The organism is Candidatus Methylospira mobilis, assembly GCF_009498235.1.
In the GTDB taxonomy this organism is placed as follows: domain Bacteria; phylum Pseudomonadota; class Gammaproteobacteria; order Methylococcales; family Methylococcaceae; genus Methylospira; species Methylospira mobilis.
Genome location: NZ_CP044205.1, coordinates 2,987,156 through 3,000,589, shown reverse-complemented (window position 1 = coordinate 3,000,589; position 13,434 = coordinate 2,987,156). Strand labels below are relative to the sequence as shown.

Below are 13,434 nucleotides of genomic sequence, written 5' to 3'. Positions count from 1 at the left end.
TTTCAACCCAGCACCACCCGAACCCGATGTACTCGTCCGTCGTCCTGCAAGGTAATGCTGTTACTGTTTTTCTGATATTCGCTATCCAATTCCGTTGAGACTACGCCGCGCATTACCCCATTCGGATTTTCAACAGCGATGTCATAGCGCGTGGTTTCATGCTGATAAACCATGCTGTAATCGCGCCACGCTTTGGGTATGCAGGGATCGAAGACCAGTTTACCGGCGCGTACCTGCAGGCCTAATATCGACTCCATTCCGGCTCGGTAAAACCACCCCGCAGCGCCGGTGTACCAGGTCCAGCCGCCGCGCCGCGCGTGGGGGGATTCCGAGTAGATATCCGCCGGCAGGACATAGGGCTCGACCTTGTAGGCGTAAACGCCGGTACGGGTGGCCGTGCGCTTGATCGGATTCAGCATGCGCAGCAATTCCACAGCCTGATCGCCTTCGCCGAGCATGGCGTAGGCGATGACCGACCAGATTGCCGCGTGGGTATATTGCCCCCCGTTTTCGCGCACGCCCGGAGGATAGCTCTTGATGTAACCGGGGTCGCGTTCGGCCTTGACGAAGGGCGGGGTGAACAGCAATACCAGATCGTCGCCGTAGCGCACCAGGTATTCCCGCACCGACGACATCGCCTGCCGCGCCCGCTCTGTCCCGGCTGCGCCGGAAATAACAGCCCAGCTCTGGGCAATCGAATCGATGCGGCACTCGCTATTGGCTGCGGAACCGAGCGGCGCGCCGTCGTCGAAAAAGGCGCGACGGTACCATGCGCCATCCCATGCCTGCGCTTCAACCGCGGTTGTCAGATGGACGGCATGCTCGCGCCAGCGGATGGCCCGCTCGCCGTCTCCGCGCGTTTCCGCCAGGGTTGCGAACTCCGGGAGCGTGGCGAGCAGGAACCACGCCAGCCATACACTTTCTCCTTTTCCCTGATTGCCTACCCGATTCATGCCGTCATTCCAGTCGCCGCTGCCCATCAGCGGCATACCGTGAACGCCGTTTTTCAGGCTCAGGTCGAGCGCGCGCGCGCAGTGCTCGAAAAGGGCGGCCTGCTGCATAGACTGACCCGGCTGGTAATAGGCGTCATCCTGTTCCGCTCCCAGCTCGGGGCCTTCCAGAAAAGGCAGCATCTCATCAAGTATTCCGGCGTCGCCGCTAGTCCGGATATAGTGGGATACGACATAAGGCAGCCAGACGCGGTCGTCTGAAAAGCGGGTGCGCACGCCGCGTCCGGTGGGCGGGTGCCACCAATGCTGCACATCGCCTTCGCCGAACTGCCGCGCGGCGGCGCATAGTATGTGGGCGCGGGCCAGATCGGGCCGGCTGACAGCCAGCGCCATGCTGTCCTGCAATTGATCGCGAAAGCCGAAAGCGCCGCCCGCCTGATAAAAGGCGGCCCGCGCCCATAGGCGGCAACTCAGGGTTTGATAGAGCAGCCAGCCGTTTAACAACATATCGAGCTCCCGATCCGGCGTTTTCACCTGAACCTTGGCGAGTACCCGCTTCCACGATTGAGTTACCAGGGAAAACGTCGTTGCTGTGTCGGTTGCCCGGTAGCGCCGAATCAGCTCTCCGGCATGGGCGCGGTCATTGCCTTGTCCCAGCAGGAAAACGATCTCCGTGCTTTCGCCGGGCGCGAGTTCGATTACCGTCTCCACGGCTGCGCACGAATCCAGGCCTGCGCCTGCGCGGTTCTTCAGCGGCCCGGAACGCAGCAGACCCGCCGGCGCGCCCAGACTCCCGTTACGTCCGATGAATTCAGCCCGGTCACAGGTCCATCCGCTGGATTTACCTGCAACACAGGCGAAAGCGATGCGGTGGCCGAACTCCATGTCCCAGGGGTTGGAGGCGAACAGCGCGCCGGTACTCTGGTCCTGTTCGGTGATGATGTGAGACGCGGTCACGCTGCGCGAGGCACCGAGCACCCATTCCACGTAGGCGGCGACCGTCAGCCGGCGGGTGCGTCCGGAAATGTTTTTCAGCGTCAGCGACGATAGCTTGACAGGGTCGTCCGGGGCGACGAACTGCAGCAGCTCACTGTGTATGCCATGGGATGCGTGCTCGAAACGGCTGTAGCCCTGCCCGTGACGTATTACGTAGCTTGCATTGTCGATCCGGATCGGCAAAACGGTCGGACTCCATAGCTCGTTGCTTTCGTCGTCGCGCAAGTAGAAAACCTCTCCCGACGGATCGCTGACCGGATCGTTCGACCAGGGCGTCAACTGGTTTTCGCGGCTGTTGCCGCACCAGGTGCATGCGCTGCCCAGCTCCGAAACAGTAAAGCCGAACCCGGCGCTGGCTATCACATTGACCCATGGGGCCGGCGTCCACTGGCCGTTGTCAAGCACGATGACGTATTCGCGTCCATTTTCGGCAAAGCCGCCGAGTCCGTTGAAAAATTCGAGCTGGGGTACGGTCAAGCGAGGCGACTGAGTTTCGGGGGCGGATAAAAGCCTGGGCGCAACGAAAGCCGTTGCCGGGCGCGAGTGTCTCAACAGTTGTTCCGCCAGCGTGCCTCTTTTGCTGAAAAGCACCGCGCGCGCGGCAGTCTGCAGCAAACGCTGTTCTTCCAGCGAAAGTTGATCTACGCGTATCACAAAAATCATGGCATGATTTTCGTGCAGATGATGGGTCGTAAGCGCCTGATTTTCGCGCACCATGTTTTCCAGCAGCATCTGCAGGTCATCGATATAGGACAGTTCCTTTTCGTTGAGGATGACCAGATCGGCGATAAGTCCTTTCATGAGCCAGTATTCGTGGGCGCGCAGCAGTTGCTCGACGATGGTGCGGTCTTCCTGCCCGGTTACGCGCAGCAATACGATGGGGCGGTCTCCCGAGATACCGTGCCGCCACAGCGCGGCGACGTTCAAGGTATTCATCTGCATGATCCTGCCGGGCGGGCGCAGCGAAGCGTCGGCATAGATCACCCGGTTGGCCAGGTCCTGAAACAGCAGAGCCTCGTCCGGTTTGGTGCGCAGATGATGCAACTGCACATGGGCATGAGTCCACGCCATGGCTGACACGCGCTCGAATACGGCGACATTGTGGTATTTGTCCGATGCATCGACAATCGCCTGGCGCGTAGCGGCGGCCAGCGTGGTGAATGTCACATGTTCGGTTGCGCCTGCCGCAATTCGAATCCGCGTGCGCAGGCTGAATATCGGGTCGAGAACGGCGCCAACCGTGTTGGTCAGCGGGCGGCCATCCATTACGGCAATCGGTTCGCGCAGCGTTTGTCCGCGCCCGACGAAACGGGTACGGTCGGTTTCGTATTGGATTCCGTCGCCGGTTTGTCTGCCGGTCAGCACATGGGCCGCCCATATGTTCGGATCGCCGTCCGCGCGCTGCCGCCGTTGAGCGATCAGTCCCGGCGCTTGAGGCAGATACTCGGTATGCACGAACAAATTGGAAAAAGCAGGGTGCGCGATGTCCGCCTGTGAGGAGGCGAGCACGATCTCCGCATAGGAGGTGATTTCGATTTCCCTGGCGTTTCTCCCGTTATTGGTCAAACTCAGACGGCGGATTTCCGCATCGTCCTCGGGTGATACCAGAATCTCCAGCGTGCTGACCATGTTGCCGTCGGTGCGAGTGATGCGCGCGCGGTCTTCGACAAAGATTACCTCGTAGAGGTCGGGGGCAACGACGGTAGGCTGATAGCCGGCGGACCACACCTGGCCGCTTGCGACATCGCGCAGATAGATATAACTGCCCCAGGCATCGCGCGTGGCGTCCTCGCGCCAGCGCGTCACCGCCAGATTCCGCCATTGGCTGTAGCCTGAGCCGGCAGCGGTGATCATCACTGCGTAACGGCCATTGGAGAGCAGGTGCGCGGAAGGCGACGGCGCTGTGGGCGAGGGAACGCGCCGCACCGGCGGCTGCACGGACTCCCTTATTTCGGAAAGTTCCTCAATCAGCGGCATTACGCTGGTATCCGCTCCGCGCGGGATGCGTTCCTGCAGCAGCAGATCGGCTGCCTGAATCAACGGCGCGCGATGAAAGCGATGGCGCATCGCTCCGTCGTGCACCACATTGGCGAATGCCACCAGTGACATGCCCTGATGGTGAGCCATGTAGCAGCGCACCAGCGCGACACGCTGGCCTTCCGCCAGCCTGATCGGCGTGAAATCGAGCGCTTCATAGAATCCGAAACGGCCCAATGCCCCTTCCTTTTCCAAACACTCGAAATTTTCCGCTGCCGCGTGCGGAAGATACATCGCGGCCAGCGCCGTGGCGTAGGGAGCGATCACCATTTCTTCGCCGAGTCCCCGTTTCATCCCCAGACCGGGTACGCCGAAAGCGGAGTACTGGTAGGTAAAGGAAAGGTCGCGGCCATTGAAAGCCGATTCCGATACTCCCCATGGAACGCCGCGCTCTTTGCCGTATTCGATCTGCCGTTTTACGACCAGACGGCAGGTCTGATCGAGCAGACTGTAACGCGGGGTGAAGGTTACCAGGGAAGGCATCAGATATTCGAACATCGATCCCGACCACGACAGCAGCACGGTGCCATGCGCGGCGCGCGTGACCTTGCGCCCAAGATGGAACCAGTGCGTACCCGGCACATCGCGTTTGGCTATCGCAACGAAACTGGATAGGCGCGCCTCGGAGGCAAGCAGATCGTAATAGCTGGGATCGAGGTCGCCTTCATTGATACGGTAACCGAGAGAAAGCATGTGGCATTCGGTGTTATAAAGGAAACGAAAGTCCATTTCGTGGAACAGGGCGTCCAGTCGCGCTGCCATTTTTTCCAGGCGCTTCGTCAGCGTACCGGCCTGATCGCCGGCGTACCGCAAGGTCATGGTCAGCGTCTCCCGGTCGCCCGGCGCCGGCAGCTTTTCAGACAAAGCGTCCATATCAGCCAGACACAGCGCATAGTGGCCTGCGAGTTCATTCAGCGGGGTGTTCAGGCTCAATGCGGTTGAGTCGGTTTTCCCGCTTTGCCGGCTTAAGCCGGAAGATTCCGCGCCGGCGTCCAGCCGGTCCGCGAACTGAATCCATGGCATCAGGCTATCCGCATCGCGCACATGCGAACGGATGTCATTGCGCAGCAACCTGGCCCACGCCGGCACTTCGCTGTCGTATGTATCGCCGCGTTCGGCGGCATAGGCGCGCGCCAGATCCAGCAGAGCATCGGCGCGGCGCATCAATTGCCGCCAGTGCCGGTTCCAGGCGTGCGGGTCAACGGGATGGTTTTCCAAAAGCTTCCCAAGCGAGACCACTTTCTGCCTCAGCTCTTTCAAGGACACGGTGACTGTACGCCGATCATCGGTAATGCCTGCGAGCGCGTCCATCAGCAGTCGGTGCGTATCCGTCAGGCCGCTCAACGCGGTGGAGAATGAAAGCGGCTGTTGCAACGTTTCCCGGCAGGCTTGCGCCAGTGTCAGCAGATGCGCCGCCAGGTTGCCGCTGTCCACCGTTGATACATACCGGGGTTCCAGCACTTGCAGATTGCGGGTGTCGTACCAGTTGTAAAAATGGCCGTGCAGACGCGGCAGCGCATTGAGTGTTGTCAGAGTCGCTTCGAGCCGATCCACGGTGTCGATCAATCCGAGCCAGCCGAAATCCCGGGCGGCCACGACGGATAACAGATAGAGGCCGAAGTTGGTGGGCGAACTGCGATGAGCGATAACAGGCTGCGGATCTTCCTGAAAATTATCCGGCGGCAGATAGCTTTCTTCCACAGTCACGAAGGTTGTGAAAAAACGCCAGATACGCCTGCCGATCAAACGCAGCCGCAAACTGTCTTCGGGTAGCAGGGATTCTGCCCGGTCGGGTTTCGGCGGGAGACTCAGCGTGCGGGCGACGACCGGAGCCAGCCACCATAACAGCAGAAACGGTGCGGCGGCCTTGATCCCGTCAGGATTAAAAATCAGCACTGCCGCGCCTGCGATCACAATGACCGCCGACGAACTGCCCAACGGGCGGATGAGATTCTTCAGTTTGTGGTCCGCCGCTGTTTTTGCCTGCAGCGCGGTAACCCACTTCAGCAAGCGGCGCCGGGTAATGAACAGCCGCACCAGGGTGTGAGCGATGGCGTCGGCCATCAGCCAGGCCTGTTGCGCGAGCAAGGTCAACGCCACCAGACTGTTGCCGCAAGCCCATAATACATTCTCTCCCGCAGCACGCAGATGGGTAGGCAGAGATATGCCGCGACGGGGCGCGGTAAACCCGCTTATGAAGGCGAGAATAGCGGGAAAGGTCATGGCCGTCAGCACCAGTCCGATCATGACGGCCTGCGGCGCATCCGGAATAGTCCAGCTTGCCGCCAGTGTGAAGAAGGCGCCCGGCGCCGAAAGGGATCGGCGCAAGTTGTCGAACATCTTCCAGCGCCCGATCATCGGCAGACTTTTCCCGCGAGGTCCGAATATCCACGGTAACAGCTGCCAATCGCCGCGGGTCCAGCGGTGTCCCCGCGATGCCGCAACCTCGGTATGTGAGGGGAATTCCTCGAAGAACTCGATATCGCTTACCAGCGCGCAACGCGCGAATACGCTTTCGAATAAATCATGGCTGAGCAGGGTGTTTTCCGGCACGCGCCGGGCCAGCGCGGCTTCGAAAGTGTCTACGTGATACAGGCCCTTGCCCCCGTAAGTGCCGAGTGCGAACAGGTCCTGATAAAGTTCCGATACTTCGCTTACATAAGCGTCGGTACCGGAAGCTCCGGCAAAAAATTGATGAAACATCGAGCATTCCCGGCGTAGCGGCAGGGTAGGCGTCACGCGCGGCTGGAGAATGCCGTAGCCGTTCACGACACGCTGGGTAATCGGGTCGAACACGGGCCGGTTCAGAGGATGGGCGGCAACGCCTACCAATTGGGATACGGCGTCCATGGGCAGTTTGGTGTCGGCATCCAGGGTTACGACATAGCAGACGCCGGGTGGAGCGGCAGCCGGTTCTCCGGCTATCGGCAGAAAGGAAGTATCGGTTGCACCGCGCAGCAGGCGGTTGAATTCGTGCAGTTTGCCGCGTTTGCGTTCCCAGCCCATCCACATCCCTTCGCTCGGATTCCACAAGCGTTTACGGTGGAATACGAAGAATCGCTGACTTTCGTATTTAGCGTTAAGCGCGGCTATCGCAGTAACGGCGGCATCCAGCAATCGGTCATCGCCCGGCATGGTTTCCTGCGCCGCGTCAGCCCAGTCAGACAACAGCGCAAATAAGATCCGACCGTCCGGATTGGACAGGTAGCGGACTTCCATCTGCTCGATCTGCTCCTTTACCCCGGCGGCGCTGACGAACATCGTCGGCACCACCACGAACGTGCTCAACGCCGGCGGCACGCCGTCCTTAAACTCCAATCGCGGCAGATGACGCGGAGGAAGACCGGCGACTATAAGCCGGTTCATCAGGCCGACGGCGATATCCGAGGCCGGAAATATGACCAACAATGCAATCAGGGATATTTGCAGTCCGCCGAGTCCTGCGGCGAAGCTTGCGCTCAAGGGAAGCGCCAGCAACAGCAGCGTCAACAGCACCAGGCTTCCTGTATATGCGAGTCCCGCATTGGCGACACAAACGCGCAGGAGCTGTTGTTTAAGCGCAGGCTTAAAGCCGACCTCCCGTTCGAACTCAAAGCGTCCGTCGCCGATCAGATAATAGCCTGGTTCCGTTTGCCGTTCGTCGGTTGCGACGTGTTCGTCTGTGCGTTGTACCCTGGATATTACCCAGCGAGCGATTTCCAGTTCGGAATGCGGAGAACGTTTGGCGAGATCCTCGATGGCGTGGCGATAGCGATCCCGGGTCAAAAAGTCCATCGCAGCATAACCTTCGTGAGCGCGCAGGCAGGCGTCCGCCAGACTGGCGTCCTCGACGAACTGCGGCCACTCGAAAGTGGAGATCGCGCGCATGCTGGTGATGATGTTGCGAACGGTTACGTTGTCGGCAATCTGGTCGGCATGCTCCAGACGCACGATTTCATCGAGACTGATGCCTTGTTCGTTCAGCCAGTCATTCAGTAAATCAAGGGATGGCGCGCTGCCCGGATGAGGGTCATGCAAGCGCTGCAGGATTTGCACGGCGTAGGCCTGACGCAACGGAATCTCCGGCAGTTCCGTTGCAGGAAGCGGCGGGTCCGGTTTATCCGTCGATGCGGCGATTTGTTCGACGCGATCGACGAAATCGTTCGCCAGCCGGCGGCCGGTTTGCGAATGCATGATGCGGACCGCCAGACGGCGCAGATTTTCGACCAGCAAGACGCGCAGCGTACTCGGTATCGCCCATAGTTCGCCGAGCGTGAGCGGTTCGACGCTTTGATACGCCCGCACAAAGTGCATCAGCAATTGCGCGTCAAAACGGCTGTCGGTATGGGCTACAAAAGCCCAGGCGATGCCGTAAACGCGGGGATAACCGGCGAGTACGCCTTCGGCCAGCTTGGGCAGTTCCCGATAATAGCTTTCGGGCAAGTCGAAATAGAGATCGCTGACCTGCTCTTCGATCACATGAAAGTTGTCCAGAAGCCATTCCGCCGCCGGTGTGATGGCGTGTTGCTCGCCTACCGCTTTGGCAACCGCTTTATAGGCGTCAAGCAATACCCCGGCGTTGTCGCGCACCCGCGGAATCAGTTTTCGTCCTTTCTTAATGCTGCTGACTTTCTGCGCCCGAGCCAGGCTTACCGCATGCTGTTCCAGCCGTTCGGTGCTGAATAACTCGAACCTGATGGGCGTTTCGCCGTCGCCTGGATGGCCGACCCGGGCGTGCCGTCTTCGTTCTCGCCGCTTCAACATGGTTTGATTCTCCGAGCCCCAAAATGGAAGGCTAACCGCAACGGCGGTTGCAGTCTGTACGGTAACGCACACTCGGTCGCTGCCGCGGCTTGCAGCCGTTTTTTCTCCAATCCGATCCTGATAAATATTCTTGAATAGATGGGTGTTGTGTGCTAAACAGCACACACGTGCGTGACACCCTCATAGTGAGGAAGTTACAGGAGCACGATGACCAAAGGGAGATGAGCCGCATTTTATTTTAATTAAATTAAAGAAAACCTGGGTGGCGTATTATGACTATCAGTTTGCATCTACCTCGACAAAACCGTGTCCTCGCAGCGCTGCCTGTGGTCGAATACGAGCGGCTGCACCCTCATCTGGAACTGGTTCCGATGCCGCTCGGCGACGTTCTTTACGAGTGCGGCGACAGCTTGCGTCACGCCTATTTCCCGACGAACGGCATCGTATCCCAGCTTTACGTCATGGAGAACGGAGCGTCGGCCGAAATAGCCGTGATTGGCAACGATGGAGTTATCGGCGTGACCCTGGTCATGGGGGGCGGAACCATGCCTAACAGGGCTGTCGTGCAGAGCGCCGGCTACGCTTATCGGCTGAGGGAACACATACTGCAGCAGGAGTTCAATCGCAGCGGAGTGCTGCGGCGTTTGCTGCTGAACTATACCCAGTCGCTGTTTACCCAGACGGCGCAGACGGCGGCCTGTAATCGACATCATTCGGTGGACCAGCAACTCTGCCGCTGGCTGCTGCTGAGTCTCGACCTGCTACCCGGAAACGAGTTGCTCATGACCCAGGAATTGATCGCCAATATGCTGGGCGTGCGGCGCGAGGGCGTTACCGAGGCCGCAGGGAAATTGCAGCGAGCGAGATTGATACATTACAGCCGCGGTCACATTACGGTGCTGAATCGACCGGGATTGGAAGCGCGGGTCTGCGAGTGCTACCAAGTGGTCAAATCGGAATTCGATCGCCTGTTGCCGCGCGGCTTAAGCACCCATACCGTTGACTCAGGCCGCCTCCCGCCTCCGTCCCCCACACACAGTGCTGCCGTTTATAATTGATGCGAAGCTGGAACTGTCGTGGTTTTTCAAGGTTGGTAATATCTACAGAAGCAGGCGTTTCTTTTATGAGTCAACAGCATTGAACTCGGTCCGCAGGTAGCGCCCGAGCCTATTTTCACCACGCCGGCACGTTCTTACCGAACGGGACTTTGGCTACTTTCAGTAAGAGGGCGCGATGAGCGATACCCAGTCCGGTGAGTTAAAAAAAACGCCCGTGGACAACGAGTCCTGGATGAATAATCCGCTCTGGTATAAAGATGCGGTTATTTACGAATTGCACGTCAAGGCTTTTTTCGACAGCGACAATAATGGTGTCGGAGACTTCGCCGGTTTGATCCAGAAACTCGATTATCTTCAGGATCTGGGAGTGAACACCCTCTGGTTGTTGCCTTTCTACCCTTCGCCGATGCGCGATGACGGTTATGACATAGCCGACTATCGCATGGTTCATCCCGAGTATGGGGACATGGCCGATTTCCGGCAGTTTGTGAAGGATGCGCACCGCCGCAGTCTCAAGGTCATCACCGAGCTGGTTATTAATCATACTTCCGACCGGCATCCCTGGTTTCAGGCTGCGCGCCGCGCGCCGGCGGGTTCGAGCAAGCGTAATTTTTACATATGGAGCGATAGCGACCGGAAATTCCCCGAGACGCGGGTGATTTTTACCGATACCGAAAAATCCAATTGGGCGTGGGATGAGGAGGCGCATGCCTATTACTGGCATCGTTTTTTCTCTCATCAACCGGACCTCAACTACAATAACCCGCAGGTGGTGAAGGCGGTTATCCGGCTCATGCGTTTCTGGCTGGACCGTGGCGTCGACGGCGTGCGTCTGGACGCGATCCCCTATTTGTGCGTGCGCGAGGGTACTCAAAACGAAAACCTGCCGGAAACGCACGGCGTGATCAAACAAATGCGCGCCGTGCTCGACAAACATTACCGGAATCGCGTGTTTCTCGCCGAAGTCAATCAGTGGCCGGAAGACGTGAGCGACTACTTCAGTGATGGCGATGAATGTCATATGGCTTACCATTTTCCGCTGATGCCGAGAATGTACATGGCCATTGCCCAGGAGGATCGGCATCCCATCGTCGACATCATCCGCCAGACCCCGGATATACCGGAAACCTGCCAATGGGCTATTTTTCTGCGCAACCACGACGAGCTTACCCTGGAGATGGTCACCGACAAGGAACGAGACTACATGTACCAGATGTATGCCGGCGATCCGCGCGCGCGCCTGAACATCGGCATCCGGCGCCGGCTGGCGCCGCTGATGGACAATGAGATCAACAAAATCCGCTTGATGAACAGTCTGCTGTTTTCCATGCTGGGTTCGCCTATCATCTATTATGGCGACGAAATCGGCATGGGGGATAATTTTTTCCTTGGCGACCGCAACGGCGTGCGCACCCCCATGCAGTGGAGTCCTGACCGCAACGCCGGCTTTTCCCGCGCCGATCCGCAGCGCCTGTATCTGCCGCCCATCATGGACCCTGTGTATGGCTACGGCGCAGTCAATGTTGAGGCGCAGCTGCGCGAACGCGCTTCGCTGTTGAACTGGATGCGGCGCGTGTTGGCGGTGCGTAAAAATCATCCTGCGTTCCGTCGCGGGAAACTGGTTTTTTTGCATCCCGGTAATCGCAAGATACTCGCGTATTTCAGGGTATATGAAGACGACATTATTCTTTGTGTCGGTAATCTGTCTCGCGCTGCGCAAGCGGTCGAGCTTGATCTGTCGGCGTATCAAGGCTGTGTGCCTGTGGAATTGATGGGGCGTTCGGTTTTCCCGCCGATAGGCGAATTACCCTATCTCCTCACCTTGCCAGGTCATAATTTCTACTGGTTTCAGCTGGCCGACAGCGAAGAGGTTCCGGCTTGGCACGAGGAGCACTTGCCGTTAGAGGAATTGCCGACCCTGGTTTTGTTCGATGGCTGGCGCAGTTTCTTTCGGGATCGGGTTGAGCCTTGGAGGGTTGCGATGGCGGAAAGAGTGCGTGGTCAACTCGAAAAGGATGCGTTGCCGCGCTTTGTCGTGGCGCAGCGCTGGCTTGACGGCAGGGGCGAGCCGGTACGTTGCGTGACCATTGGCGATAATGCCGAGTGGAGATATGAGGATTGCCAGTGGCTACTGGCTCTGGTCGGTGTTGAAGGCGCGACAGGAGAAAAGCCGCCAAGCTATTTTTTGCCGCTCGCGCTGGCCTGGGAAAATGGCGACCCGGAACGCCTGCATGCCATGTCGGCTAATACCGTGGCCAAAGTGCGCAGGCAGGCTCAGCTTGGCATCCTGAGCGATGCGTTTGCCGATCAGGTGTTTTGCCGGGCGCTGGTGCTGGCGATCGGCGCTGGTCGAACGCTGGCCTGCGAACGGGGCGTCATTCGTTTTTTGCCCGGCAACGCCTACGCCGGGATGGCCGGAGCAGGGGCGGCCGAGCTTCCGGTACGTACGGCCGCCATGCAGGGCAACAATACTACCGTTGTACTGGGTGAGCGGCTATTTCTGAAAGGCTACCGGCGTCTGCAAATCGGGACGCAGCCGGAATTTGATATCGGTCGTTTTCTGACCGATGTGGCCAAATTTCCCAATATCGCGCCTTTGGCCGGCGCCGTCGAGTATGAGTCCGGGGACGGCGGCTGCATTACCCTTGCCTTGCTGCAAGGCTATGTCGAAAACCAGGGCAATTGCTGGGTTTACACGCTGGATTATCTTGCGCGTTTCATCGAAGAATGCCGCACGGAAGTCGCCTCGCCGATAGCGGCGGCGCAAGCGCACGGCGCTTATCTGGTTCTGATACGCACGCTCGGTCGGCGTACCGGTGAACTGCACAATGCGCTGGGTACGGCAACGGGCGATGCAGCATTCGACCCGGAGCCGGTTACCGATAACGATATCGCGGATTGGGTCCGGCATGTGCAAGCGGAGGCGGTCGTCACGCTGGATCTGCTCGATCGTCTGAAGAATGAGCTCACCGAGACTGTTCGAGAGGTCGCCCTGACCTTGCTTGCGCAGCGCAATTTACTTGCGGATCATCTACAGAATTGCATAGGCGGGCGGCAGGTGCAGGCGGTCAAGACAAGATGCCATGGCGATTATCATTTGGGGCAAGCCTTGCTTACGCAGAATGATTTCGTGATCATCGATTTTGAAGGCGACTCCGCACGCCCGCTTTCAGAGCGTTGTCGCAAACATTCGCCCCTGAAAGATGTGGCGAGCATGCTGCTTTCGTTCAGCTATGCCGCTCATACCGCGCATACGCACGACAGCGCGGAACGAACCGAAGATTGGACGAAATTCGAGCCCTTGCTGCGCGAATGGGAAGCCGAGGCCGGGCGCGTTTTCCTCGTAGCTTATGATGAAGCGGTGCATGGATCGGAATTGTTGGCAGCGTCATCGTCGCGACGCGGTTTACTCGACCTGTTCCTGCTGGAAAAGGCGCTCTACGCGGTGCGCTACGAACTTGACAACCGCCCGGACCGGGCTTTTATTCCACTGCGGGGCATACTGGCGCTATTGCAACAGGCGGTAAACGGCGGGTCATGATTGCAATAATATTATTGAATAATATAGTCTTTTATCCCTCGCGGTAACCCCGCTCCGCGCCCCATAGCCGGACTGTGGTGCAATACAGTCCGGCTATGGGGCGGTGCGA

3 protein-coding genes are annotated in these 13,434 nt (G+C 58.8%); 2 read left to right on the top strand and 1 reads right to left on the bottom strand.

The window, feature by feature from the left end:
- Nucleotides 1-2 precede the first annotated feature (2 nt).
- On the bottom strand, nucleotides 3-8,726 hold the full coding sequence (locus F6R98_RS13630; protein ID WP_153249504.1) for a GH36-type glycosyl hydrolase domain-containing protein: 8,724 nt from the start codon (nucleotides 8,724-8,726) through the stop codon (nucleotides 3-5).
- A 272-nt stretch (nucleotides 8,727-8,998) separates the two neighbouring features.
- Here F6R98_RS13630 and F6R98_RS13625 point away from each other — a divergent pair, with 272 nt between their 5' ends.
- Complete coding sequence (locus F6R98_RS13625; RefSeq protein ID WP_153249503.1) at nucleotides 8,999-9,784, top strand: Crp/Fnr family transcriptional regulator; 786 nt, start codon at nucleotides 8,999-9,001, stop codon at nucleotides 9,782-9,784.
- Between the two features lie 175 nt (nucleotides 9,785-9,959).
- On the top strand, nucleotides 9,960-13,325 hold the full coding sequence (gene treS, locus F6R98_RS13620) for a maltose alpha-D-glucosyltransferase (protein WP_153249502.1): 3,366 nt from the start codon (nucleotides 9,960-9,962) through the stop codon (nucleotides 13,323-13,325).
- Nucleotides 13,326-13,434 lie beyond the last annotated feature (109 nt).

What these genes read in the sequence shown, in the direction of transcription:
- treS (WP_153249502.1), top strand. Translation starts at nt 9,960, where the DNA reads ATGAGCGATACCCAGTCCGGTGAGTTAAAAAAAACGCCCGTGGACAAC.
- F6R98_RS13630 (WP_153249504.1), bottom strand. Translation starts at nt 8,726, where the DNA reads ATGTTGAAGCGGCGAGAACGAAGACGGCACGCCCGGGTCGGCCATCCA.
- F6R98_RS13625 (WP_153249503.1), top strand. Translation starts at nt 8,999, where the DNA reads ATGACTATCAGTTTGCATCTACCTCGACAAAACCGTGTCCTCGCAGCG.